At 73.0% G+C, this 24,358-nt stretch carries 21 protein-coding genes; 12 read left to right on the top strand and 9 right to left on the bottom strand.

Annotated features, from left to right (window positions below):
• Positions 1–53: 53 nt before the first annotated feature.
• The 3 genes from H4O22_RS12050 to H4O22_RS12040 are packed head-to-tail and all read left to right on the top strand — an operon-like array spanning position 54 to position 2,743.
• Positions 54–1,001 carry a PAC2 family protein gene (locus H4O22_RS12050; RefSeq protein ID WP_182523644.1) on the top strand — a complete coding sequence of 316 codons (948 nt, stop codon included), beginning with the start codon at positions 54–56 and terminating at the stop codon, positions 999–1,001.
• Positions 1,002–1,880 carry an acyl-CoA thioesterase gene (locus H4O22_RS12045; protein WP_182523643.1) on the top strand — a complete coding sequence of 293 codons (879 nt, stop codon included), beginning with the start codon at positions 1,002–1,004 and terminating at the stop codon, positions 1,878–1,880.
• A complete protein-coding gene (locus H4O22_RS12040) occupies positions 1,877–2,743 on the top strand; it encodes an acyl-CoA thioesterase (protein WP_244962942.1) in 867 nt (288 codons plus the stop codon). The genes H4O22_RS12045 and H4O22_RS12040 overlap by 4 nt, the downstream gene beginning before the upstream one ends.
• Before the next feature lie 25 nt (positions 2,744–2,768).
• Here the strand turns inward: H4O22_RS12040 and H4O22_RS12035 are convergent, their stop codons facing one another.
• Entirely contained in the window at positions 2,769–3,281 is a 513-nt protein-coding gene (locus tag H4O22_RS12035) for a hypothetical protein (RefSeq protein WP_182523642.1), read from the bottom strand.
• A gap of 119 nt (positions 3,282–3,400) precedes the next feature.
• On the opposite strand from H4O22_RS12035, the gene H4O22_RS12030 reads away from it, so the two are divergent.
• Entirely contained in the window at positions 3,401–4,660 is a 1,260-nt protein-coding gene (locus tag H4O22_RS12030) for a calcium-binding protein (protein WP_182523641.1), read from the top strand.
• A 29-nt stretch (positions 4,661–4,689) separates the two neighbouring features.
• Here H4O22_RS12030 and H4O22_RS12025 read toward each other — a convergent pair whose 3' ends face one another.
• On the bottom strand, positions 4,690–5,553 hold the full coding sequence (locus tag H4O22_RS12025; protein WP_182523640.1) for a MaoC/PaaZ C-terminal domain-containing protein: 864 nt from the start codon (positions 5,551–5,553) through the stop codon (positions 4,690–4,692).
• Position 5,554: 1 nt separating this feature from the next.
• Positions 5,555–6,901: a 3-oxoacyl-ACP reductase gene (locus H4O22_RS12020; RefSeq protein WP_182523639.1), complete on the bottom strand. Its 1,347-nt coding sequence runs from the start codon at positions 6,899–6,901 to the stop codon at positions 5,555–5,557.
• A gap of 98 nt (positions 6,902–6,999) precedes the next feature.
• Between H4O22_RS12020 and H4O22_RS12015 the strand changes: the two genes are divergently transcribed.
• Positions 7,000–8,280, top strand: a complete 1,281-nt coding sequence (locus tag H4O22_RS12015) for an acetyl-CoA C-acetyltransferase (RefSeq protein WP_182523638.1) — start codon at positions 7,000–7,002, stop codon at positions 8,278–8,280.
• A gap of 9 nt (positions 8,281–8,289) precedes the next feature.
• On the opposite strand, the gene H4O22_RS12010 is transcribed toward H4O22_RS12015, so the two are convergent.
• Both H4O22_RS12010 and H4O22_RS12005 read right to left on the bottom strand, forming a co-directional pair.
• Positions 8,290–10,545, bottom strand: a complete 2,256-nt coding sequence (locus H4O22_RS12010; RefSeq protein ID WP_220451150.1) for a molybdopterin-dependent oxidoreductase — start codon at positions 10,543–10,545, stop codon at positions 8,290–8,292.
• 40 nt (positions 10,546–10,585) lie between these two features.
• The gene (locus tag H4O22_RS12005) at positions 10,586–11,245 is read right to left on the bottom strand and encodes a TetR/AcrR family transcriptional regulator (RefSeq protein ID WP_182523637.1); all 660 of its coding nucleotides are present in this window, start codon (positions 11,243–11,245) and stop codon (positions 10,586–10,588) included.
• Between the two features lie 109 nt (positions 11,246–11,354).
• Between H4O22_RS12005 and ctlX the strand changes: the two genes are divergently transcribed.
• The gene (gene ctlX / locus H4O22_RS12000) at positions 11,355–12,419 is read left to right on the top strand and encodes a citrulline utilization hydrolase CtlX (RefSeq protein ID WP_182523636.1); all 1,065 of its coding nucleotides are present in this window, start codon (positions 11,355–11,357) and stop codon (positions 12,417–12,419) included.
• A gap of 13 nt (positions 12,420–12,432) precedes the next feature.
• Here the strand turns inward: ctlX and H4O22_RS11995 are convergent, their stop codons facing one another.
• Positions 12,433–12,978, bottom strand: a complete 546-nt coding sequence (locus H4O22_RS11995) for a hypothetical protein (RefSeq protein ID WP_182523635.1) — start codon at positions 12,976–12,978, stop codon at positions 12,433–12,435.
• A gap of 268 nt (positions 12,979–13,246) precedes the next feature.
• On the opposite strand from H4O22_RS11995, the gene H4O22_RS11990 reads away from it, so the two are divergent.
• On the top strand, positions 13,247–13,492 hold the full coding sequence (locus tag H4O22_RS11990) for a hypothetical protein (RefSeq protein ID WP_182523634.1): 246 nt from the start codon (positions 13,247–13,249) through the stop codon (positions 13,490–13,492).
• 438 nt (positions 13,493–13,930) lie between these two features.
• Here the strand turns inward: H4O22_RS11990 and H4O22_RS11985 are convergent, their stop codons facing one another.
• On the bottom strand, positions 13,931–14,275 hold the full coding sequence (locus H4O22_RS11985) for a winged helix-turn-helix transcriptional regulator (RefSeq protein WP_182523633.1): 345 nt from the start codon (positions 14,273–14,275) through the stop codon (positions 13,931–13,933).
• Positions 14,276–14,338: 63 nt separating this feature from the next.
• Between H4O22_RS11985 and H4O22_RS11980 the strand changes: the two genes are divergently transcribed.
• Positions 14,339–16,585: an LLM class flavin-dependent oxidoreductase gene (locus H4O22_RS11980; RefSeq protein WP_182523632.1), complete on the top strand. Its 2,247-nt coding sequence runs from the start codon at positions 14,339–14,341 to the stop codon at positions 16,583–16,585.
• Between the two features lie 17 nt (positions 16,586–16,602).
• Here H4O22_RS11980 and H4O22_RS11975 read toward each other — a convergent pair whose 3' ends face one another.
• Positions 16,603–17,856 carry an HNH endonuclease signature motif containing protein gene (locus H4O22_RS11975; protein ID WP_182523631.1) on the bottom strand — a complete coding sequence of 418 codons (1,254 nt, stop codon included), beginning with the start codon at positions 17,854–17,856 and terminating at the stop codon, positions 16,603–16,605.
• Positions 17,857–18,007: 151 nt separating this feature from the next.
• On the opposite strand from H4O22_RS11975, the gene H4O22_RS11970 reads away from it, so the two are divergent.
• The 4 genes from H4O22_RS11970 to H4O22_RS11955 all read left to right on the top strand — a co-directional run bounded on the left by H4O22_RS11970 (position 18,008) and on the right by H4O22_RS11955 (position 22,787).
• The gene (locus tag H4O22_RS11970) at positions 18,008–18,748 is read left to right on the top strand and encodes a nucleotidyltransferase domain-containing protein (protein WP_182523630.1); all 741 of its coding nucleotides are present in this window, start codon (positions 18,008–18,010) and stop codon (positions 18,746–18,748) included.
• Between the two features lie 587 nt (positions 18,749–19,335).
• Positions 19,336–20,415 (top strand): IS110 family RNA-guided transposase, encoded by a 1,080-nt coding sequence (locus tag H4O22_RS11965; protein ID WP_182523629.1) that lies wholly within the window; start codon positions 19,336–19,338, stop codon positions 20,413–20,415.
• Positions 20,416–20,651: 236 nt separating this feature from the next.
• On the top strand, positions 20,652–22,301 hold the full coding sequence (locus H4O22_RS11960) for an ABC-F family ATP-binding cassette domain-containing protein (protein WP_182523628.1): 1,650 nt from the start codon (positions 20,652–20,654) through the stop codon (positions 22,299–22,301).
• Positions 22,302–22,313: 12 nt separating this feature from the next.
• A complete protein-coding gene (locus H4O22_RS11955) occupies positions 22,314–22,787 on the top strand; it encodes a GNAT family N-acetyltransferase (protein ID WP_182523627.1) in 474 nt (157 codons plus the stop codon).
• A 24-nt stretch (positions 22,788–22,811) separates the two neighbouring features.
• Here the strand turns inward: H4O22_RS11955 and H4O22_RS11950 are convergent, their stop codons facing one another.
• Positions 22,812–24,326: an ATP-dependent DNA ligase gene (locus H4O22_RS11950; protein ID WP_182523626.1), complete on the bottom strand. Its 1,515-nt coding sequence runs from the start codon at positions 24,324–24,326 to the stop codon at positions 22,812–22,814.
• Between the last annotated feature and the right edge of the window lie 32 nt (positions 24,327–24,358).

Below are 24,358 nucleotides of genomic sequence, written 5' to 3'. Positions count from 1 at the left end.
CCGCTCCCGGACGTGTGCGCGGTCACCCCGACCTGCCCACTAGGGTTGCCCTCGTGACGCAGGAATCCAGGCTCGTGCACATCGTCGACGAGGTCCCCGACCTCGACGAGCGCACCGGCGCGGATCGCGACGCCCTGACGATGGTGCTGGTGCTCGACGGGTTCCTCGACGCCGGCAACGCCGCGGCGCGGGCGGCCCAGCACCTCGCCGACCTCGACGACGGCGGCTTGGTGGTGGCGACCTTCGACGTCGACCAGTTCCACGACTACCGCGCCCGTCGGCCGGCCGTGTCGTTCGTGCGCGACCACTACGAGGCGTACGACGCGCCGCGGCTGGTCGTCCGGCTGCTGCACGACAGCGGCGGCACGCCGTACCTCCTGCTCCAGGGGCCCGAGCCCGACAACCGGTGGGAGGCGTTCTGCCGGGCGGTCAAGGACGTCGTGGAGCGCTTCGGGGTGACCCGCACGGTCGCGATGGGCTCGGTGCCGATGGCGGTGCCGCACACCCGGCCGATCGCGCTGACCTCGCACGCCAACGACCCCTCGCTGATCACCGGCGAGAGCCCGTGGCGCGGCGAGCTGCGGATCCCCAGCAGCGCGCAGGCCCTGCTCGAGGTACGCCTGGGGGAGTGGGGGCACGCCGCGATGGGCTTCGTCGCCCACATCCCGCACTACCTCGCGCAGCTGGACTTCCCGCGCGCCTCCGCGGCGCTGCTCGAGCAGGTCGAGATCGCCGGTCGGCTGACCATCGACCTCTCCGGGCTGAACGCCGACGCCGAGGACCGGGACGCCGAGGTGGCCCGCTACCTCTCGGCCAACGAGGAGCTCGGCGACGTGGTGGCCGCCCTGGAGCGGCAGTACGACGCCTTCGAGCGTGCGGAGGAGTCCGGCGCGAGCCTGCTGGCCGCCGACGAGCCGCTGCCCAGCGGCGAGGAGCTCGGCCAGCAGTTCGAGCAGTTCCTCGCCGGCCTCGAGAACCCCGACGACGACAAGGGGACCTGAGTGCCGCGCGACGCCGACGCCCTCGTGGCGCTGCTGGACCTCGAGAAGATCGACGATGACCTGTTCCGGGGGGCGACCGAGACCTCCCTGCTCCCGCGCGTCTACGGCGGCCAGGTGGCGGCCCAGGCCCTGGTGGCGGCGACCCGCACGGTCGACCCGGCGTACGCCGTCCACTCGCTGCACTCCTACTTCCTGCAGCCCGGCGACCCGGCCGCGCCGATCATCTACGACGTCGAGAACCTCCGCGACGGCCGCTCCTTCGCCACCCGCCGCGTGCTCGGCCGCCAGCACGGCCGCCCGATCTTCGCGCTGACCGCGAGCTTCCAGGTCGCCGAGGAGGGCTGGGCGCACCAGGACGTGATGCCGCAGGTCACCTCGCCCGAGGACTCGATCGACCCGCGGGAGGCGATGGCCGAGCTCGACCCCGACCGCGACACCAGCGGCGACAGCGAGTGGGACGTCGCCGCGCTGCGGTACGTCGGCAGCTCCGGCGACGGCCGGCTCGCGGAGGACGCCGAGCACCCCGCGGTCCAGCGGTGCTGGCTGAAGGTCTCCTCGGCCCTGCCCGACGACCCGCTCCTGCACGCGGCGGCGTTCACCTACCTCTCCGACATGTTCCTGATCGGGGCCGCCCTGGTGCCCCACGGGGCGCGGGTCGGCGACGGCTCGACCCTGGTCGCCTCGCTGGACCACACGATCTGGTTCCACCGGCCGTTCCGTGCCGACGAGTGGTGGCTCTACGACCAGACCTCGCCGTTCGCCGGCGGGGGGCGGGGGCTGGTGACGGCCGGGGTGTTCACCCAGGACGGCACGCTCGTCGCCACGGTCGCCCAGGAGGCGCTGCTGCGGAAGTTCGACCCGTCCCGGGTGCGCCGGTGAGCGCGGACGACGCCGGGGCGGTGGAGGAGCTGGTCGCGCTCCTCGACCTCGAGCAGATCGACCTCGACCTGTTCCGCGGCAGCCAGCCCGACTCCGAGCGCGCCCGTGTGTACGGCGGGCAGGTCGCCGCGCAGGCGCTGGTCGCGGGCACCCGCACCGTCGACCCGGCGTACGCCGTCCACTCGCTGCACTCCTACTTCCTGCGCGCCGGCGACTACTCCGTGCCGATCGTGTACGACGTCGAGCGGATCCGCGACAGCCGCGCGTTCCAGACCCGCCGGGTCGTCGCGCGGCAGCACGGACGGCCGATCTACTACCAGACGCTGGACTTCCAGCTGCCCGAGGACGGCATCGAGCACCAGGACGCCCTGCCGGCGGTCGGCGGTCCCGACGAGGGCTTCGACCTCGTCGGGCTGATGCGCGGTCGCGGGACGAGCGACGCCGACGCGCTGGGCCGGGAGTGGTCCGCGCTCGACGTCCGCTACCTCGGCAACTCGCAGACCGGGCTGCCCGCGCATGCCCGGCACCAGGCCCAGGCGCGGATGTGGATCCGGCTGCGCGACCGGCTCCCCGACGACCCGGTGGTGCACCTCGCGGCGTTCACCTACGCCAGCGACGTCAGCCTGCTCGGCGCGTCGATGGTCGCCCACGCCGACGCGCACCCGAACACCACGCAGATGGCCTCGATCGACCACACGATCTGGTTCCACCGGCCGTTCCGCGCCGACGAGTGGTGGCTCTACGACCAGTGGTCGCCCTCGGCCAGCGGCGCCCGCGGGCTCTCGCTCGGGCGGGTGTTCCTCGAGGACGGCACGCTCGTGGCGACGCTCGCCCAGGAGGGGCTGATCCGGCCGAGGGGCTGAGCGGCGCCACCAGCGCTGAGGGACGCTAGGCCGCGGCCGGCAGCACGCCCGGGACGTCCACGACGGCCACCGTCGTGATCGGCGCGGAGCAGTTCGGCAGGGGCTCGGACACCCTGGCAGCCGCGATCGTCCACTCTCCGTCGCGCTCGGCGACGTAGACCTGACCCGGTACGTCGCACTCGACCGCCACGACGGCGACACCCAGGCTGTGCCCCGCGTGCACGTCGTAGCCCGCGACTGCCTCCCGGACCTCCTCGGCCAGGGAGTCCGGATCGAGCCGGCGCAGGAAGGCCGACAGCGCGGCACCCTCGACGGGTGCGAGCACGTCGGCCACGGGACCTCCACCACCGGTCTCGCTGAGGAGCGCGACGACCACGGGGTCGGCCGACGGCGAGCCCGTGGGCGACCCGATCGGTGAGCCGCTGGGCGCGGTCGGCGAGGTGTCCACTTCGCCGACGGTCGAGTCGGAGTCGGAGTCGGAGCAGCCCGCCAGCAGGATCAGCGGGACGACGAGCAGGGTCGCGAGGGAGTGACGCACGATGGTGGGACGCCTCCGCTCGTCGGCCGGTTCCCGTCCTCCAGCGGCGCCGGCAGACCCGGAGTAGCCTCCGTGGGCACGCCGGCCCCGGTGCCGCGGCGGGACGGAGACACTCGGTGATGTTCGTACGTGCGGGGCTCGGGGCGGCGACGCTGGTCCTGGCGGGGCTGGTGGTGACGCCGGCAGGGTCGGCCGAGTCGGCGGCGGACCCGACCTGCGCCGGCAAGACGCCGACGATCGTGGTCCCGGCCGGGGCCACCGGCACGGTGACCGGCACGGAGGGCGACGACGTGATCCACGTCGTCAAGGGTCGCAATCTCGAGGTGGTCGACGGGCTGGCGGGGCACGACACGATCTGCGCCACGCACCGACGCGCCGGTTACCTTGACCTCCTCGGTGGCGACGGGGACGACGAGCTCATCGGATCAGGGACGCTGTCGGGCGGGCCCGGGAACGACGTGATCCGTGGGATGAACGCCGACAACGGTCCGCTGAGCGGCGGCGAGGGCGACGACCTGATCGTGACGTCCGGCGACCTCTCATCCACGATCGAGCCAGGGGCGGGGGACGACACGATCGTCTCGGGCACGACGAACGGGGACACCGTCGTGGCAGCCGGTCACGGGGTCGTGGTCGATGCGGAGGCACGGACGATCGACGGGGACGGCGACCACGACGTCTGGCGCGGTGTCGTGGGCGTCCGGGGAACCCGGGGCCATGACGTGTTCCGCGGATCGGAACGTGCGGACCACTTCTGGGGGCAGGACGGTGGCGACCTGATCGACGGCCGGGGAGGCGACGACGGCCTCGCTGCCGTCCGTGCGGAGCGGCTGCACGGCGGGTCGGGCGACGACGTCCTCACCGCCTACTTCGGCGGTCCGGCGTTCGGCGGCTCCGGGCGGGACGAGATCAGCACCCGCCAGGACCTCAGCGACTGGGAGCACGCCCCCTCGTCCGCCACCACCACCTTCCGCCTGTCCGGGGGCCGGGGCGCCGACACCTTCAAGGTGGGGCCACCGACCGTGGACTACAGGGTGGTCAAGCACCCCTCGCTCCGGTGGCGCGGCGTCATCGCCGGCGGTCCCGGCGAGGACCGGTTCATCCTGGAGCAGTTCATCATCCTCCACACGAGGCTGCGTGCCGACCTGCGCACCGGCGTCGCGCGGTTCACCCAGGCCGAGGCCGCCCTCCGGAGCATCGAGAGCCTGGTCGGCGGACCGAAGCGCGACGTCCTGCGAGGCGGGCCCGGGAGCAACACCCTGATCGGGAAGGGCGGCCGCGACCGGCTCGTGGGCGGACCCGGCCGCGACGTCGCCGACGGCGGTCGCGGCGTGGACACCTGCCAGGCGGAGCTCCGTAGGTCCTGCGAGCGCCGCTGAGCGTCGGTCCGGGTGGTGCCCGGGACGTCTCAGAGCGCCGTGGTGCGTCCCGCCAGGTGTGGCGCGCCGTCCTTGGGTCGGGTCAGCGAGAAGGCGTACCCGTCCTCCAGCGGCGCCGAGCCGAAGGCGACCGTGCCGGGCAGCAGGATCGGCTTCTTGAAGGCGACGTCGATGCGGACGGCGTCCGGCAGCCGGTTCTCCAGCGCGGCGACGCACCGGGCCTTGCTCCACATCCCGTGCGCGATCTGGCGCGGGAAGCCCAGCGCCCGCGCGGTCAGCGGGTAGAGGTGGATCGGGTTGTGGTCGCCTGAGACCGCGGCGTACCGGCGGCCCAGGTCGGCCGGCAGCCGCCAGGTCAGGCCGTGCGGCGGCGCGTCCGGGTACGACGGGCCCCCGGGCGCGGACTCGGACCGTTCGTTGGTCGAGCCTGTCGAGACCCGGCGGAGGTACGTCGAGGTGCTCTCCCAGACCGGCTCGCCCTCGGCGGTGACCTCGGTGACGAAGGAGTACGCCGTGCCCTTGGGGTGCGGCGCGGGGGCGCCGACCGCGACCGAGACCTCGAGGGTCTCGCCGACCCCGATCCGGCGGTGGGCGGTGACGGAGTTCTCGACGTGCACGGTGCCGATGGCGGGCGCGGGGAACGCCTGGTCGCTCATGATCGCCATGTGCAGCGGGAACGCCAGCAGGTGCGGGTAGGTGACCGGGACCGTGTCGCGCGACGGGAAGCCGCAGACCTCGGCGTACCGCTCGACGTGGGCGCGCTCGACGGTCACCGGCGGCCGGCTCAGCCGGATCCCGCTGAACTCCTCGACCGGCGACTTGCGGATGCCGGGCAGCTGGTTGACGACGGGGATGCTCGGCAGCGCCGCCTTGAGCAGGGTCGGGAGGGCCATCTCAGGCGCCCAGCATCATCTGGCCGCAGACCCGCACGACGTTGCCGTTGACCGCGGTCGATCCGGGGGAGCCGAGCCAGGCGATGGTCTCGGCGACGTCGACCGGCAGGCCGCCCTGGGACATCGCGTTGAGCCGCTGGCCGACCTCGCGGGTCGCGAACGGCACCGCGGCCGTCATCTGGGTGATGATGAACCCGGGCGCCACGGCGTTGATCGTGATCCCGCGGTCGAGCTCGTCGGCGAGGGAGTCGACGAAGCCGATGATGCCCGCCTTGGACGCGGCGTAGTTGGTCTGGCCGACGTTGCCCGCGATGCCGGCGATGCTCGCGACGCCGATGATCGAGCCGTTGTCGTTGATCACCTGCTGTTCGAGCAGCTCGCGGGTGATCCGCTCGGGCGCGGTGAGGTTGACCGCGACGACGGACTCCCAGCGGTCACCCTTGCTGTCGGGAGCCATGTTCGCGAGCTTCCGGTCGCGGGTGATGCCGGCGTTGTGGACGACGACGTCGACGCCGCCGTGCTTCTCCTTGAGGTGGTGCGCGATCCGCTGCGGCGCGTCCTTGCCGGTGATGTCGAGGGTCAGCCAGTCGCCGTCGAGCTCCTTCATCAGCGACTGCAGCTCGCTGGCCGCCTGCGGCACGTCGACGCCGACGACGGTGGCGCCGTCGCGGTGCAGCACCCGGGCGATCTGCTCGCCGATGCCGCGGCTGGCGCCGGTGACCAGCGCGACCTTGCCGGCCAGCGGGGTCGTCCAGTCGGCGACCTCGCCGGCCACCGTCGTGCCGTGCGCGCCGATCCGGACGACCTGGCCCGAGACGTACGCCGACTTCGGCGAGAGCAGGAAGGCCAGCGTCGAGGCCAGCGCGCCCTCCGCGCCCTCGGCCACGTAGACCAGCTGCACGGTGCCGCCGCGGCCGATCTCCTTGCCGAGGCTGCGGGTGAAGCCCTCCAGCGCGCGCTGGGCGACCCGCTCGGCGCCCTCGACCTGCTCGGGCGGGGTGCCGATGACGACCACGCGGGGGCAGGTGTCCAGGCTGCGCATCAGCGGCGTGAAGAAGTCCCGCAGCGCGACCAGCTGGTCGGAGGAGGTCAGCCCGGTGGCGTCGAAGACCAGGCCCTGGTACGTCGCGTCGGCGTCGGTCGCGGTCGTGCTCGCGATGTCGAGCTCCTCGAGGATGCCCGGGAGCGACTCGACCAGCCGGCCCCGGCCGCCCACGGCGACGGTGCCGTCGACGAGCGGCGAGCCCGCGGCGTACCGCTCCAGCCGCATCGGGCTGGGGAGCCCGAGGTTCTTGACGAGGAACTTGCCGATCTGCGAGGACGCGAAGTCCTGGTAGCGGTCGCTCATGACACTCCATGTAACTAGACGTGTAACTCGGAGTCCACATTTCGTGACGTGCCCCTCATGTCCTTCTCTGGGCGCGCGTCGCGGGGAAGACTGATGACATGGAGACCAGTACCCGCCGCGTCGCCGTCCTCGGCGGCAACCGCATCCCGTTCGCCCGGTCCAACTCGGTGTACTCCGACGTCTCGAACCAGGACATGCTCACCGCCACGATCGACGGGCTCGTGGCCCGGTTCGGCCTCGAGGGCGAGCGCCTCGGCGAGGTCGTGGCCGGCGCCGTGCTCAAGCACTCCCGCGACTTCAACCTGACCCGCGAGGCGGTGCTCGGCTCCCGGCTCGCCCCCGAGACCCCGGCGACCGACATCCAGCAGGCCTGCGGCACCGGCCTGCAGGCCGCGATCCAGGTCGCGAACAAGATCGCGCTCGGCCAGATCGACGCCGGCATCGCCGGCGGCACCGACACCACCTCCGACGCGCCGGTCGCGATCAGCGACAAGCTGCGCAAGAAGCTGATGAAGGTCAACGCCGCGCGCGACACCAAGAGCCGCCTGACCGCCCTCGGCGCGATCCGCCCCGGCGACATCGGCCTGGAGATCCCGCAGAACGGCGAGCCGCGCACCAAGCTCTCGATGGGCGAGCACGCCGCGCTGACCGCCCTGGAGTGGCGGATCACCCGCGAGGCGCAGGACGAGCTGGCCGCGACCTCCCACCAGCGCCTCGCCGCGGCGTACGACCGCGGGTGGTTCGACGACCTGGTGACACCGTTCCGCGGCGTCGAGCGCGACAACAACCTGCGGCCCGACTCCACCGCCGAGAAGCTCGCCAAGCTCAAGCCGGTCTTCGGCAAGGGCGAGGCCGCGACGATGACGGCCGGCAACTCCACGCCGCTCACCGACGGCGCCTCCGCGGTGCTGCTGGCGACCGAGGAGTGGTCGCAGGAGCACGGCCTCGAGGTCCAGGCCTACCTCGTGGACTCCGAGACCGCGGCCGTCGACTACGTCCACGGCAACGAGGGCCTGCTGATGGCCCCGGCGTACGCCGTCCCGCGGATGCTGGAGCGCCAGGGCCTCTCGCTGCAGGACTTCGACTTCTACGAGATCCACGAGGCGTTCGCCTCGCAGGTGCTCTCCACCCTCGCGGCGTGGGAGGACCCGGTGTTCTGCAAGGAGCGCCTCGGCCTGGACGCCCCGCTGGGCTCGATCGACCGCGACAAGCTGAACGTGCACGGCTCCTCGCTCGCGGCCGGCCACCCGTTCGCCGCCACCGGCGGCCGGATCGTGGCCACCCTCGCCAAGCTGCTCGCGGAGAAGGGGTCGGGCCGCGGCCTGATCAGCATCTGCGCCGCGGGCGGCCAGGGCGTCGTCGCCATCCTGGAGCGCTAGGCCGGGGCTCTAGGCCGGGGCGACCGAGCAGGGCACCCCGTTGACCGCGAGGGTGCCGCTCGGGACGTCGAGCAGGTCGCCGGGGTTGAGCAGGTTGCTGTTCACCCCGGCGTGGGCGTGCGCCACGGCCATCCGGGTGCCCGGGCGGTCGTGTCCCCACCCGTGGGGGAGCGAGACGACCCCGGGCATCATCTCCGCGCTGACCTGCACCGGGAGCTCGACCTCGCCCTCGGTGGTGGTGACGCGCGCGAGCTGACCGTCCACCAGTCCCGCGGCGTCGGCGTCGCGCGGGTGGAGCAGCAGGGTGCAGCGGTCCGCGCCCTTCATCAGGCTCGGCACGTTGTGCAGCCAGGAGTTGTTGGACCGCAGGTGGCGGCGGCTGGTGAGCACGAGCCCGGGCTCGGCGCGGTCCAGGCGGGCCAGCAGCCGCGGCACGTCGTCGCTCAGCAGGTCGTGCACCAGCTCGATCGTGCCGCTCGGGGTGGAGAGCACCTCGTCGAGCCGGCCCGCCTGCAGCTCGGCGAGGTCGAGACCGCCGGGGTGCTCGCGCAGCCGGGCCAGCGTCAGGCCGTCGGGGCGCGCGCCGAGCGAGTCGCCGAACGGGCCGAGCCGGATGCCGAGGTCGACCAGGCGCTCCGGCCCGGTTCCGGCCAGGGCTGCGAGCGCCGCGTCCGCGTCGCGTCCGGTCAGCGGGGTGCCGGCCGTCGCGCAGAGGGACTGCACCAGGCCCCCGACGTACACCTCGTCCATGGCCGGTACGTCGACCTCGGGCACCGGCGTACCGAGCAGCGCTCCGCCGAGGCGGAGCAGGATCTCCCACTCGTCGGGGCGGTCGCCCTGGAGCGGGAACACCGGGTCCGACCACTTCAGGCAGGACCGCAGCGCGTACATCCAGTAGAGGTCGTCGGCGTGGCCGTGCTCCAGCGGTGAGGTGCCGGGCAGCACGACGTGCGCGTGCCGGGTCGTCTCGTTGAGCCAGTTGTCGACGGCGATCAGCGCGTCCAGGCTGCCCAGGGCGCGGTCCATGCTGGCGGCCGCGGGTGCGGAGACGGCCGGGTTGCCGGCGACGGTGATCAGGGCCCGGATCCGTCCCGGCCCGGGGGTCTCGATCTCCTCGGGCAGGCAGGTGACCGGGTACTGCCCGAGCACCTCCGGGGCGCCGCGGACCCGGCTGCGGGTGCGGCCGAAGCGCCAGCCCGGCTGGTCCTGGTCCGGCGGCTTGAGGAACATCGGCGACCAGGCGCCCGCGATCGGGAACAGGCTGCCGCCGACCCGGTCGACGGCGCCGAGGGCGACGTTGAGGACGAAGATCAGCCAGGTCGACAGGGTGCCGAACTCCTGGGTGCAGGTGCCGATCCGGCCGTAGAGGACCGGGCTGCTCGCCGCCGCGAGGTCGCGGGCGAGCCGCCGGATCCGGTCGGCCGGGACGCCGGTCGGCCCGGCGACCCGCTCGGGCGTGAACGGCTCGGCGAGCGCGAGCACCTCGGCCAGGCCGCTCACCTTGCCGCGCAGGTGCTCGTGGTCGCGCAGCAGGCCCTCCTCGGCGAGGGTGCGCAGCACGGCGAAGAGCAGCAGCGCGTCGGTCCCGGGGCGGACCGGCACCCACTCGCTGGCCTGCTCGGCGGTGCGGGTCCGGCGGGGGTCGACGACGACCACCGAGCCGCCGCGCTCGCGGATCGCCCGCAGCCGGCCGAGCACGTCGGGCGCGGAGAGCATCGAGCCCTGGCTGGCGGCGGGGTTGGCGCCGAGGACGACGAGGTGGTCGGTGCGGTCGAGGTCGGGGACCGGCGCCTCCCACATGCCCCCGAAGAGCAGCGCGCCCACGACGTTCAGCGGCCACTGGTCGACCGTCGCGGGGGAGTAGTAGGTCTGCATGCCGACCGCCTGGCCCATGCCGATGACGGCGCCGATGTAGCGGCTCAGCGAGAGGTTGTGAGCGACGGGGTTGCCGACGTACACCGTGACCGCCGAGGCGCCGTCCTCGTCGAGCACCGGGCGCAGGACTCGCTCGACCTCCGCCCAGGCCTGGTCCCAGGACACCGGGCGGTGCACGCCGTCCGGGCCCTTGACCATCGGCTGCCGCAGCCGGTCGGGGTCCTCGTGCAGGTGGCCCAGCGCCGTGCCCTTGGGGCAGAGGTAGCCGCGGGACCAGACGTCGTCGGGATCGCCCGTGATCCGGCCGACGCGACCCGCGTCGTCCACGGTGACGCGGAGGCCGCACATGGCCTCGCAGAGCGGACAGGTGATGCGGTGCTCGCGGCTCACGCGAGGAGGGTAGGACTTCCGGACGCCCGGCGTCCCGATATCAGCGGGAGGCCAGCGCCAGCGCCGAGGCCACCAGGTAGTCGCGCACCTGCTCCGGGGAGATCTGCCCGACGGTGGGTACGCCGGGGGCCGCCTCCTTGACCAGGATGCCGACCCGGGCGAGCTGCAGCGCGCCGAGGCCGCTGGCGTACAGCGTGTTGGCGAGCAGCGTCGGGTCCTCCACGCCGAGCTCCTCGAGCGCCCCGCTGAGCACGGCGAGGCACGCGGAGATGCTCCGGCCGAGGCGGAACAGCGCGCCCTCCGAGATCTCGTCGAGCAGCTCGGGACCGGAGCGGCGCATCAGCGCCTGCGCGCAGTCCACGAACGCCGGGTGGGCCAGCCCGTAGTCGACGAAGGCGCCGACGATCGCGGCGAGCCGGTCGGTCGGCGTACCGCCCTCGGCGGCGTCGAGGTCCTCGCGCAGCTCGTCGAGGTAGCTGACCAGGGTGAGCGCGAAGAGCTCCTCCTTGCCGGTGAAGTGCCGGTAGACGATCGCCCGGTTGATCCCGACGGCGCGCGCGATGTCCTCGATCTGCGCGTCGCGCACCCCGCGCTCGTCGAAGAGCGCCCGGGTCGCCGCGATGATCTCCCGCTCGCGGACCCGGCGCCGCGCGGCCGCCGCCGAGCGGCGTCCGTCGGTCTCGGGGGCCCGTGTCGCCATGGGACCGATGCTAGCGAGGGTGCAACTCCGAGTTGCACGACTGTGACGCGACCGACGGGTGCCCGGGCGCGATCAGGTGCTGGGCCGGGTCGTCGTCTAGCGTGCGCACGTGAGTGCTCAAGCCCCGTCCGCCGTCATCCTCGTCCGCGCCCAGAACTACCTGCCCAACCCCGCGACTGCGGCGGACAACGCCTTCCAGGCCGACGTGCCGGACGGGCGCTCCGACGCCGCCGTCTCGGCGCTGGCGCTCGCGGAGATGGACGCGCTGGCCGCGACCCTGCGGGACGCCGGCGTCCGGGTCCACGTCTTCGACGACGAGGATCACACCCGGCCGGACTCGGTGTTCCCGAACAACTGGATCTCGACCCACGCCGGGGGCAGCGTCGCGGTCTTCCCGATGTACGCCTCGAACCGCCGCCACGAGCGGCGCGCCGACGTCCTGGAGATGCTGAAGTCGGAGTACCGCGTCCAGACGATCGTCGACTACTCCGGCCTCGAGCCCGACGGGATCTTCCTCGAGGGCACCGGCGCGATGGTCCTCGACCACGTCTCGCGGGTCGCCTACATGGCGCGCAGCCACCGCAGCGACGCCCACGTCCTGGAGCGGTTCTGCACCGACTTCAACTACGAGCCGATGGCCTTCGACGCCGTCGACAGCGCCGGGGTCCCCGTCTACCACACCAACGTGCTGGCCTGCGTCGGCACCGACGTCGCCCTGATCGCCCTCGAGATGATCCCGGACAGGGTCCGGCGCGAGCAGGTCCGCGAGCGGCTCAGCGTCAACGGCCGCCAGGTCGTCGAGCTCACCGAGGAGCAGGTCCGGGAGTTCGCCGGCAACGCCGTCGAGCTCTGCGGTCGTACGCCGGAGGGCCGCCGCGGCTACGTGATGGCGATGTCGGCCCGGGCCCACCGCAGCCTCCGCCCCGACCAGGTCGCGGTCATCGAGGAGTCCGCCACCATCGTCTCGGTCGACATCCCCACCATCGAGCTCGCCGGGGGATCGGTGCGCTGCATGATCGCCGGCGTGCACCTCGACCGCCGTCCCGTCGTCGTCGACCCCGAGCTCAGCGACGCCGTCCTCGCCATCAACGAGGACCACCCGGTCACCCCGGACGGGCGGTACGTCGACGCCGACCACGCCGACCACCCCGACCGCGCGGACAGCGCCGCCTGACGGGGTCGATTGGTCAGCGCTCGGCGACGTTCACGCGTACGTCGAGTCCGTCACGTCCGCGACGTCCGGCGTCGTCCGCACCGATGATCCCGCCGAGCATCCCGACAAGCACGCCGATCGCGACCAGCTGACCGATCGGGGCGCCGTCGTAGGTCGATGGCCTGGTGCGCTGCCAGGCGTACCAGTCGCTCCGGCGGAAGCTCGCCAGCGCGGCGAGCGCCACCGCCGTGGTCGAGAGCGCGACCACGGCGTGGGCGGCCTGACCCAGGTCGTCGACCGAGACCAGCTCGACGAGCTCACCGAGGACGGCCAGGACCAGCACGACCCAGGCGAGCACGAACCGGACGGTGCGGGCCCGGACGACACCGGCGGACACGTACCCCAGGACGAGCGCGCCGAGGACGACGGACAGGAAGAGCGACCCCACGTCGCCGACCTGGGGGCCTCGGCGGAGCAGCAGCTCCGCCTGGCCCACCACCGACGCCCAGGCGACCACCCAGATCGACAGCGGCAGCGGTGGCGTGGCTCCCGGCAACTCGACTGGTCCCTCGGCGTTCACGGCGTGATCCTCGCACCGTGCACGTGTGCGTTCACCGGGAAACCGCGAACGGGTTCGCGGATACTGGGGTGATGGACGACGACGCACCGAGGGTGACCGTGCGCGACGCCGCTGCGGCCGTCGAGTGCGTGTTCGACGGCGCCTGGGCAGACGAGGTCTGCCGCCGTTGCGACCCGGTCTTCGACGCTGCCGGCGTCGGCTTCACCAGGCAGATTGGCTACGACTCGGACGGGGAGTCTCGTCGATCCTGTGGGAGGCGGACCCCTCCATGTTCGCCGAGAAGTACCCGGACAGCGGGGTCGTCGAGGCCTACGGAGGGCAGTGGGCCGACGTCCGCTGCATCGACTGGTGGGTCTACGTCGAGGCCGAACGGCGACAGTGTCGAGTCAGCGTCGAAGGATGGAACCTTCCTGATCTCCGGCTGGACCTGACCGGAGCAGGGGACGGCTTCGCTCTCGCTGACCTGTTCGCCCGGCTTCTCGCCGTGCCGTCGCCGAGCGTCGGGGCTGGTTGACCTCCACCCACCGGTGGTCGAGCAGCGAGGAGCGCCAGCGACGAGCGATGTCGAGACCCCCGTAGCCGACGTACAACCTCAACCCAGGCCCCAGGTCAGCTCACCGGGTTTCGACATCGCTCAGCCACCGGTGGTCGAGCAGGGACGAAGTCCCGGTGTCGAGACCCCGCAGCCGACGTACCACCTCGATCAAGGCCCCGACTTGGCTCACCGGGTTTCGACAACGCTCAGGCGCAGAGCGCCTTCGCTGCTCAACCACCGGTAACCGGTGGTCGAGCAGGGACGAAGTCCCGGTGTCGAGACCCCCGCAGCCCACACATCCACCTCAACCAAGGCCCCGACTTGGCTCGCCGGGTTTCGACATCGCTCAGGCGCCAGAGCGCCTTCGCTGCTCAACCACCGGCAGGGCGCGACCGCTGCTGCTGGCCGGCTGGTCCCTCAGTCGCCCCAGCGCAGGTGGTAGGCCACCAGCGGTTGCATCGCCGCCAGCAGGTCGCGACCGCGGGGCGTGAGCCGGTAGCGGACCGAGACCGGCGTCGTGGGGATCACCTCGCGCTCGACGAGGTCGTGCTCCTCCAGCTCGCGCAGCCGGGCGGTGAGCAGGCGCGCGGACAGGCCGTCGACGGCCGCCTCGATCTCCCCGAACCGCGACGCGCCGCGGCCGAGCGCGAGCATGATCGCGCCGGTCCACCGCCGGCCGACGAACTCCAGGCCGGCCGTGGCCTCCCGGCAGGTGGCGTCGTCGATCAGCTCCTGGCGGCGGGGGGTCGAGCTCGTGGTCACTTACCTATGGTAACCCGGTTACCCGAGGTTGCGCCACGGGTTCGCGCGACGGATGCTGGGGGCATGCCCGACTACGGTCACCCCTTGCGCTTCGGCTCCTTCATCACCCCGGCGGCCGGCTCGCCGCAGCGGCCGGTCGAGCTCGCGGTCCTCAGCGAGGAGCTCGGCTACGACCTCGCGACGTTCCAGGACCACCCCTACCAGCCGTCCTTCCTCGACACCTGGACGCTGATGTCGTACGCCGCCGCCCGCACCGAGCGGATCCAGCTCGCCGGCAACGTGCTCAACCTGCCGCTGCGCCCGCCCGCCGTGCTGGCGAAGTCGGTGGCCAGCCTCGACCTGCTCTCCGGCGGCCGGGTCGCGCTGGGGCTGGGCGCCGGCGGGTTCTGGGACGCGATCGAGGCGTACGGCGGGACCCGTCTGACCCCGGGCGAGGCGGTGGACGCGCTGGCCGAGGCGATCACAGTCATCCGCGGCGTGTGGGACACCTCCGACCGGTCGGTCCTCGCCGTCGACGGCGCCCACCACCGGGTCCACGGCGCCAAGCGCGGCCCGGCGCCCGCGCACGATGTACCGATCTGGCTCGGGGCGCTCAAGCCGCGGATGCTGCGGCTGATCGGGCGCGCGGCCGACGGTTGGCTGCCCTCGATGCCGTACCTGAAGCCCGGCGACCTCGAGCGCGGCATGCGCGTGATCGACGAGGCGGCCCGGGAGGCCGGCCGGGATCCCGCCGAGGTCGTGCGGCTGCTGAACATCGCCCCCGACACGGCCGCCGACGAGCTGGTGCGCCTCGCCGTCGAGGACGGCGTCAGCACCTTCATCGTGATGGGCGACGACGAGGGCGGGCTGCGCCGCTTCGCGGGTCTCTTCGGCGAGGTGCGCGAGCGGGTCGGCGAGGCTCGCGCGAGCTCCGGGGTGCGCGAGCGCTCACGGGTCCGTCGTGCCTCGGCCCTGGCGAAGCGGCGTCCCGGCATCGGGTACGACGACCTGCCGCCCGAGCTGGCCGAGCGCGCGGTCGAGCCGGGCGACCCGGCGTACGCCCGCTACCTCTCCGGCTACCTGCGTGGCGGCGCCCCCGGCCTCGTGCTCCGGCCGCGGACCGTCGCCGAGGTGCAGGCCGCGGTCGCCGTCGCCCGGGAGCACCGCGAGCTGCCGCTCGGGGTGCTCAGCGCCGGGCACGGCATCTCCGGCCGCTCCCTCAACCACGGCGGGCTCGTCATCGACGTCAGCGCGCTCGACACCGTCGAGGTGCTCGACCCCGACACGGGCCGCGTCCGGCTCGGCCCCGGCGCCCGGTGGGCCGACGTGGCCCGCACCCTCGCGCCGTACGGGCTCGCGATCAGCAGCGGCGACTACGGCGGCGTGGGCGTCGGCGGGCTCGCGACCGCGGGTGGGGTCGGCTGGTTCGCGCGCAGCCACGGCCTGACCATCGACCACCTGACCGCGGTCGAACTGGTGCTGGCCGACGGCCGGGTCGTGCGCACGAGCGCCGACCAGGAACCCGACCTGTTCTGGGGCGTGCGCGGCGCCGGGGCGAACTTCGGCATCGCCACCTCCTTCGAGCTCACGGCCGCCCGGGTCGGCACGATCGCCTTCGCCCAGCTCGCCTTCGACGCCAGCGACACCGCGGCCTTCCTGGAGGGGTGGGGTCGGGAGATCGAGGCCGCGGACCGCAGCGTCACCGGTCAGGTGGTCCTCGGCGCGCGGCGGGGCGGACAGCGGGTCGCGCAGGCGATGCTGGTCGTCGACTCCGACAACCCCGACACGATCATCGAGCGCCTGCAGCCGATCGCCGATGTCGCGCCGCTGCTGCAGCAGCAGATCGCGCTGGCGACGTACGACGAGGTGATGAGCCTGTTCAGCAGCGACCAGCCGCAGCAGGGCCGCGGGGAGCCGCACAGCCACTCCGGTCTGGCCGACCACCTCTCGCCCGGGCTGGCGGCCGAGGTCGCCGAACTGCTCGACGCGGGCACGTCGTACTTCTTCTCGATCCGCGCGGTCGGCGGCGCGGTCGCCGACGTCCCGAGCGGCGCCACGGCGTACGCCGGCCGCAGTGCGGCGTTCTCGCTCTCCGGCTTCGGCACCGGCCCGGCGTTCGACGAGGCCTGGGAGCGGCTGGTCCCGCACCTGTCGGGCAGCTACCTGAGCTTCGAGACCGGCACCGGACAGCAGTGGCTCGAGCGCGCCTTCCCGCCCGCGCACCTCGCCCGGCTCCGCGACCTCAAGCGGCGCTACGACCCCACCGGCCTGTTCCGCGACAACTTCTTCATCGACCCGGCGGCCGACGCCGTGGAGGGTCCGGCCGCCTGACCGCCCCGCCCGCCGGCCTACGTCCGTCGGTGGAAGGTGATCTTGCCGTCGGGACGTGGGCTGCTGGTGTACGCCGGGTCGTGGGCGCGGGCATGGTGTTTCGGACACAACAATCTGGCGTGGTCGATGTCGGTGACTCCGCCTTGGCACCAGGCCGGGTCGTGGTGGGCATGGCACATCCCGGGTGGCCAGTCGCAGCCTTCGGCGGTGCACCCACCGTCCCTGATCGCGAGCGCGATGCGTTGGGACTTGGTGTGGAACCGGCGGGTCCGGCCGAGGTCGAGGACCTGGCTGGGTCCGCCGAGGACGGCGGGGATGATCCCGGCCTCACACGCGAGCCGGCGGGCTTGGCCGGCGCTGATGGTGGCGCCGGTGTCGAGGTGCGCGACGCCGTGTCCGCCGCGGAACGTCTCGAGGCCCATCAGCACCACGGCGGTGGCGTTGACGCCACCGGCTTCGGGGAGCACCCCGGCGGGGATGCGTTCGATGAGCTCGCAGAACGCCTGGCCGAGCCGCTCCGGGCCGGGCCGCCGCTCGGGCAGCGTGCCGTGGGCCGCGGTCTGGGCTCTGGGTGCGGCGATGGCGTGCAGGGCCTTCTTGAGCATCTGGGCTTGGGCGGTGGGGAGCTGGAACCGGCCGTAGGTGGTGCCGTGGCCGTCGTCGGTCATCGTCAACCGGGTGTGTGCCCGGGCACGTTCCTCCTCGGCCTCGATCACCTTCGCTTCGTGGGCCTCGCCGATCTCGGGGGCGATGACGTCGAGGAGTCGCTTCCCGAGCCGGCGGAGCGGGACCGGGTCGTGGTGCGCGGCCTCGGCCAGCAGCACCTCAACGGCACGGTCTCGGGTCTCGGCCTCGATGTCGTCGGGGAGGGCGTCGACGGCGTCGGTGATCACCAGCGCCTGGTCGGGGTTCACCCGGCCCTCGGACAACGCGACCCGGACCGGTTCGAACACGTCGCGATCCAAGGACTCGGCCAGCCGCATGAACCGGTGGGTGGTGGTGCGGGACTGCCGCGTGGTGACCGCCAGCCAGTTCGCCAACGACGTCGCGCCGGTGGTCTCGGCGGTGCCGGCTTGTTGGGCGCGGACCGCAACTCGGGCCTGGAGCTCGGTGATCTCGGACTGGAGCCGGTCCAGCTCCACCAACGCCTGGCCGGCTGCGGCGGCGTCCATGGAGAACAGCCACGCATCGCGCATCGCGGCGACGTTGTCAGCGGTGCGCGCGACCAGCCCGGTGACCGGGTGGACCCCTGCGACGGTGGCTGCTGACATGGCTCCATTCAAGCCGCCGCCACCGACACTTTGGCTCCCCAGATGCCTACTCCACAGGGGCCATAGATCACGACTCGATCACGAAGATCGGAAGCTCTCCACAGCCCGCTTCGGGGCTGTGGAACCGCGCGGACCGGTAGGTCCAGAGGGCATGATCGACGAGGTGAGCACCCCGCCGGCGGTCGAGGCCCTGGCCCGGCACCTGCGTTCCCTGGGCTGGGTGACCGACCTCTTCGTCGGCGGTTCCGCAGCCACCGGTGACCACCGGCCCGGGGTGAGCGATCTCGACCTCGTCGCTCTCGTCGACCGACCGATCGACGGGGAGCGCCGGTCGGCTCTCGTCGCCGTCCATCGCGATCTGGACGCTAGGTTCGCAGAGGCATCCCTCGGGTGCATCTATGTCGTGGCTGCCTCCCTCTTCGACCCCGTCGCCCGTCATCCAACCTGGACGCACGGCGCACTCGTCGACCGCGCCCTCTCGGGAATCGTGAGGGCGGAGCTCGACCGGCATGGGTTCGCCGTCCTCGGACGCCCGCCGCAGACCGTGCTGCCGCCCATGAGCGACGACGACGTGCGCCGTGCCGCGCAGGCCGAGCTCACCGGGTACTGGGCAGCGGCAGTATGCCGCCCGTGGTGGTGGCTCGACCCGGTCATCACCGATCTCGGTCTGACCTCCATGGCGCGCGGGCGACACGCCCTGGCGACAGGCAGTCTCCTCACCAAGACCGCGGCGATCGAGGTGGCGGAGGTCCCCGAGTGGTTGCGCTCCGACCTCCGTGCTCGACGCGACGGATCGCCCGCCAAGTCCCCGCGCCTGCGCACCGCCTGGATTGCCTGGTGCGACGCACGTCGTACCACCGCCGCGGCCCGTCGATGGCGTCCCTCTGACTGAGCCCGGTGAGGGACGCCGTCCCCGTGCAGCGTCCCCACCACCTCGATCGAGGCCCCAGCTCGGCTCACCGGGTTTCGACAACGCTCAGGCGCCAGGGCGCCTTCGCTGCTCAACCTCCGGCGACCGGCGACCGGTGGTCGAGCAGCGAGGAGCGCCAGCGACGAGCGTTGTCGAGACCCCCGCAGCCAACGCGGAGTCCTGGATTGAGGCCCTGCCTTCGCTCACCGGGTTTCGACACCGCTCAGGCGCCAGGGCGCCTTCGCTGCTCAACCTCCGGCAACCGGTGGTCGAGCGTTGTCGAGACTGTGAGTCTTTCCTTGCAGCCCTGATCACTGATGGGCTGTGGGTACGACGGCCGCGGGCGTGACCCCTGTCGAGACTGGCCCTGCGAGTCCTTGGGGACTTAGAGGTGCCTTCCTCGGGACTTGTCCGCTCGTGGTCGTCGGCCCCGGCCCAGGTCGGAGGAGCTGGCCTGATCAGGAGCTTGACCGCCTGGCGTTAGCGGCGCCCGACGTGTCTCATCACAGTCCTGCCGATTCTCCGTCCCGGACCGGAACCACGTCCCCGTCCCGGCAAGGAGAGAACGCATGACCAGTCTGACTGACTCGATCGACCTGCGGGAGGTAGTCGACGTCGTCATCGGCGTCGACACCCACGTGCACACCCACTCGGCTGCCGTCGTCGATGCCCGTACCGGTGGAGTGCTCGGTGAGATCACCGTCGAGGCCACCTGCGAGGGCTACGCCGAGCTCATCGAGTTCACCGAGCGTCACGCCGCGCTGCGTGCCTGGGCGATCGAGGGAACCGGCAGCCACGGCGCCGGCCTGACCCGGGTCCTCAGCGAGCGCAGCGAGGTCGTCATCGAGCTCGACCGGCCCGTGCGGGCCAAGCGCCGCAACGGCGCGAAGTCCGACCCCCTCGACGCGATCCGCGCCGCCCGCGAGGCCCTAGCCCGACCCCGACTCGGCACCCCACGCACCGGTGGCGACCGCCAAGCCCTGGCCGTCCTGGTGACCGCACGACGCTCAGCGATCCAGGCAGCCGGCGATGCGCAACGGCAACTGTTCGCCCTGATCATCGCCGCCCCCGAACAGATCCGGAGCCGCTTCCGAGGCCAGCAACTGAAAACGATGATCCGCACCGCCGCCGCGATGCGCACCCACACCACCTGGGACCTCGAGACCACCACGACCGTGACCACACTGCGGACCCTGGCCCGCCGCAGCCAACACCTGCAGGCCGAGGCCGACGACTACGAGAAGACCATCACCGCCATCGTGAAGTCCTGGCGCCCAGACCTCCTCGACCAACCCGGGATCGGACCGATCACCGCCGCGATCGTGCTGTGTGCCTGGTCCCACCCCGGCCGCATCCACTCCGAAGCAGCCTTCGCGATGCTCGCCGGCGCCGCACCCATCCCCGCCAACTCCGGCCAAACCACCAACCGCTACCGCCTCAACCGCCACGGCGACCGACAACTCAACCGCGCCCTGCACACCATCGCCATCACCCGGCAACGCTGCCACCAACCCACCCGCGACTACACCGCCCGCCGTGCCACCGAAGGCAAGAACCCCCGCGAGATCCGCCGATGCCTCAAGCGCTACATCGCCCGCGACCTCTACCGACGCCTCGAGAACCCACCATCACCCCTTGACGCAACATAGGAGCGTCCCCCGCAGCCAACGCGCCCACCTCGATCGAGGCACCAGCTCGGCTCACCGGGTTTCGACATCGCTCAGGCGCAGGGCGCCTTCGCTGCTCAACCACCGGCGACACCCCCAGGGCGCCTTCGCTGCTCAACCTCCGGGGACACCCCAGGGCGTCCTTCGCTGCTCAACCTCCGGGGACGGACACAGGGGCCGACACCGGGACTGCTGGCTGACGCTCATAGGCTCACCCGGTGAGCGCGACGTTGGTGGCCAAGGACCTGGCCGGCGGCCACGGCCACCGCATCCTCTTCGAGTCCCTCGACCTGACCGTGGCGCCCGGGGACGTGGTGGGCGTCGTCGGGGCCAATGGCGCCGGCAAGTCCACGCTGCTCCGGCTGCTCGCCGGGGCCGCAGAGCCGATGGCCGGGTCGGTGTCGCGGGCGCCCGCCGACGCGTTCGTCGGCTGGCTGCCGCAGGAGCACGACCGGGTGCCCGGCGAGACGGTGGCGGCGTACGTCGCGCGCCGTACCGGCGCGACCGCCGCCACCGAGGCGATGGAGGCGGCTGCCGCGGCGCTGGGCAGCGACGTACCCGGCGTCGACGACGCGTACGCCGTCGCCCTGGACCACTGGCTCGCGAGCGGCGCCGCGGACCTCGAGGACCGGCTGCCGCCCGTGCTCGCCGACCTCGGCCTGGACGTCGGCCCGGACGCGCTGATGACCTCGCTCTCCGGAGGCCAGGCCGCGCGCGCCGCGCTGGCCGCGCTGCTGCTGAGCCGCTTCGACGTGGTGCTGCTCGACGAGCCCACCAACGACCTCGACCTCGACGGGCTGGAGCGGCTGGAATCGTTCGTCCGCGGGCTGCGCAGCGGCGTGGTGCTGGTCTCCCACGACCGCGAGTTCCTGGCGCGGTGCGTCACCCGGGTCGTCGAGCTGGACCTCGCACAGCACCAGGTGTCGGTCTACGACGGCGGGTACGACGCCTACCTCGACGCCCGCGCCGTGGCCCGGCGGCACGCGCGGGAGGCGTACGAGGAGTTCGCCGACAAGAAGGCGGACCTCGTCGGGCGGGCCCGCACCCAGCGCGAGTGGAGCTCGCAGGGGGTGCGCAACGCGATGAAGAAGAGCCCCGACAACGACAAGATCCGTCGCCGTGCCCAGACCGAGTCGTCGGAGAAGCAGGGGCAGAAGGTGCGCCAGATGGAGTCCCGGATCGCCCGCCTCGACGAGGTGGAGGAGCCGCGCAAGGAGTGGGCGCTGCAGTTCAGCATCGCGGCCGCGCCGCGGTCCTCGAGCGTCGTCGCGACGCTCAACGAGGCCGTGCTGCGCCGGGGCGACTTCACCGCCGGCCCGCTGTCGCTGCAGGTGAACGCGGGGGAGCGGATCGGCATCACCGGGCCCAACGGCGCCGGCAAGACGACCTTGCTGCGGCTGCTGCTGGGCCACGAGCGCCCCGACGCCGGCTCCGCCTCGCTGGGTGCGTCGGTCGCGGTCGGCGAGATCGACCAGGCGCGCACCGGGCTGCCCGAGGACCGCACCCTCGGCGACGCGTTCGAGGCCGTCGTACCCGACCAGACGCCGGCCGAGGTGCGGACGCTGCTCGCGAAGTTCGGGCTCAAGGCCGACCAGGTGGGCTCGCTGGTCGGGCGGCTCTCGCCGGGGGAGCGCACCCGCGCCGCGCTCGCGCTGCTCCAGGCGCGCGGCGTCAACCTGCTCGTCCTCGACGAGCCGACCAACCACCTCGACCTGCCCGCGATCGAGCAGCTCGAGCAGGCGCTGGCGGCGTACGACGGGGCGCTGCTGCTCGTCTCCCACGACCGGCGGCTGCTGGAGAACGTCGACCTGGACCAGCGCTGGCACGTCGAGGCCGGCCGGGTCTCGGTCCAGCTCAGCGCGCGCTGACGAGGGGTCCTCGTGACGACACTCTCGGTGGACGGACGGCGGTACGAGGTCGCTCGCGCTACGGAGTCCGACGTCGCCGCCCTGGTGGCCCTGCTGGCCGACGACGTCCTGGGGGCGCAGCGGGAGTCGGCCGACCTGGCGCCCTACCTGGCGGCCTTCGGCGAGATCGACCGGGACCCCAACCAGCTGCTCCTCGCCGTCCGTGACGAGGGAGGCGACGTCGTCGGCACGATGCAGCTGACGCTCATCCCGGGCCTCGCGCGGGGCGGGACGAAGCGCCTCCAGGTCGAGGGGGTCCGCCTCGCACCCAGCACGCGCGGCTCCGGGCTCGGCACCGCCCTGTTCGACTGGGCGCACGAGTACGGCCGGCGGCACGGCGCGACTCTCGCCCAGCTGACCTCGGACAAGACGCGCGCCGACGCCCATCGGTTCTACGAGCGGCTCGGCTACGAGGCGAGCCACGAGGGGCTCAAGCGGCCGCTGTGAGGACCCGGGCGCACCGGCGCCACCTCACGCCAGCGCGCGCACCGTCTCGATCGTGTCCGCCTCGTCGGCGGTCTTGTCGTCGCGGTAGCGCAGCACCCGCGCGAAGCGCAGCGCGAGCCCGCCGGGGTAGCGCGTCGAACGCTGCAGCCCGTCGATGGCGATCTCCACGACCTGCACCGGGTGCAGCGGGACGACGTAGTGGTCGCGCATCGTCGACCGGTCGACCGCGAGCTCGGTGAACCGCTCGGTCTGCCAGGCGAGCATCTCGTCGGTCATCCCCTTGAACGTCTTGCCCAACATCGTGAAGCCGCCGGTGTCCGGGTCGCGCGCGCCGAGGTGGATGTTGGACAGCGTCCCCTCGCGGCGGCCCGAGCCCCACTCGACCGCGAGCACGACCAGGTCGAGCGTGTGCACCGGCTTCACCTTGACCCACGCGGCGCCGCGCCGGCCGGCGTCGTACGGCGCGGCGAGCTTCTTCACCACGACGCCCTCGTGGCCGGCCGCGAGCACCTCCGCGACGAACGACTCGGCGGCGTCGAGGTCGTCGGTCACCACGCGCGGGACGCGGTACGCCTCCGGCACCAACCCCTCGAGCACGGCGAGCCGCTCGTCGCCGGGCGCGGTGAGCAGGTCGCGGCCGTCGAGGTGCAGGACGTCGAAGAAGTACGGCGTGACCCGCACGCCGGCCGCCTGCGCGGTGCGCGACGCCGTTTCCTGGAACGGGCGCGGCCGCCCGGCGTCGTCGAGCACCAGCGCCTCGCCGTCGAGCACGAACGACTCCGCCGGGAGCGACAGCGCGAGCTCGACCACCTCGGGCAGGCGGGCGGTGATGTCGTCGAGGGACCGCGTCGCGATCCGGACCTCGTCGCCGGAGCGGTGCACCTGGATCCGGATCCCGTCCAGCTTGGTGTCGACGGCGACCGTGCCGCCGCCGGCCTTGGCCACCGCCTCGGCGACCGTCTTCGCCGACGACGCGAGCATCGGCAGCACCGGACGACCGACCTCCAGCCCCACCTCAGCCAGCGCGGCAGAGCCGCCGGTGAACGCCCGGCCCACCACCGCCACGGTCGAGCCGGCGAGCATCGCGGCGCGGCGGACGACCGCGAGCGGTACGCCGGCCGCCGCGGCGACCGCCTCCTGCACCAGCGCGTCGAGGGCGCCCTGTCGCACGGCGCCGGTCACGACCCCGCGCAGCCAGGCCTGCTCGGCGTCGGTCGCGCGCCCGAAGAGGGACGCGACCGCCGCGGACCGGGTCGCCTGCGACCCCGGTCCCTCGAGCGCCGCGAGCGCGTCGAACGCCGCGTGCACCTCGAGCACCGACAGCGACGGCGTCTCTGCGGGAGATGGCGGCGAAGCGAGGCCGCGCCCACCGAGGCCGGTGCGGCGCTGGAGCAGCGCGCCCCCGACGTACGCCGTGACCACCTCGAGCTCGTCGGGCTCCGCGGTCGCGAGCAGCGCCGCGATCGCCGCGACCTTGGCCTTGCGGGAGCGGGTCGCCGCCACGGTGGCGGAGGTGGCGACGACGTCGGCGAGCAGCATCCGGCCATTCTGACCGGTGCGCAGAGTCCGAG

It is taken from the genome of Nocardioides dongkuii (genome assembly GCF_014127485.1).
Taxonomy (GTDB): domain Bacteria; phylum Actinomycetota; class Actinomycetes; order Propionibacteriales; family Nocardioidaceae; genus Nocardioides; species Nocardioides dongkuii.
The sequence above is the reverse complement of the archived record's forward strand: the minus strand, read 5'-3'. Positions and strand labels throughout refer to the sequence as shown.

Bases quoted from the DNA above. Each gene is read 5' to 3' on its own strand.
- H4O22_RS12030 (WP_182523641.1), top strand. From the start codon at position 3,401: ATGTTCGTACGTGCGGGGCTCGGGGCGGCGACGCTGGTCCTGGCGGGG.
- H4O22_RS12025 (WP_182523640.1), bottom strand. From the start codon at position 5,553: ATGGCCCTCCCGACCCTGCTCAAGGCGGCGCTGCCGAGCATCCCCGTC.
- H4O22_RS12020 (WP_182523639.1), bottom strand. From the start codon at position 6,901: ATGAGCGACCGCTACCAGGACTTCGCGTCCTCGCAGATCGGCAAGTTC.
- H4O22_RS12015 (WP_182523638.1), top strand. From the start codon at position 7,000: ATGGAGACCAGTACCCGCCGCGTCGCCGTCCTCGGCGGCAACCGCATC.
- H4O22_RS12005 (WP_182523637.1), bottom strand. From the start codon at position 11,245: ATGGCGACACGGGCCCCCGAGACCGACGGACGCCGCTCGGCGGCGGCC.
- H4O22_RS11990 (WP_182523634.1), top strand. From the start codon at position 13,247: ATGTTCGCCGAGAAGTACCCGGACAGCGGGGTCGTCGAGGCCTACGGA.
- H4O22_RS11980 (WP_182523632.1), top strand. From the start codon at position 14,339: ATGCCCGACTACGGTCACCCCTTGCGCTTCGGCTCCTTCATCACCCCG.
- H4O22_RS11975 (WP_182523631.1), bottom strand. From the start codon at position 17,856: ATGTCAGCAGCCACCGTCGCAGGGGTCCACCCGGTCACCGGGCTGGTC.
- H4O22_RS11970 (WP_182523630.1), top strand. From the start codon at position 18,008: ATGATCGACGAGGTGAGCACCCCGCCGGCGGTCGAGGCCCTGGCCCGG.
- H4O22_RS11965 (WP_182523629.1), top strand. From the start codon at position 19,336: ATGACCAGTCTGACTGACTCGATCGACCTGCGGGAGGTAGTCGACGTC.
- H4O22_RS11950 (WP_182523626.1), bottom strand. From the start codon at position 24,326: ATGCTGCTCGCCGACGTCGTCGCCACCTCCGCCACCGTGGCGGCGACC.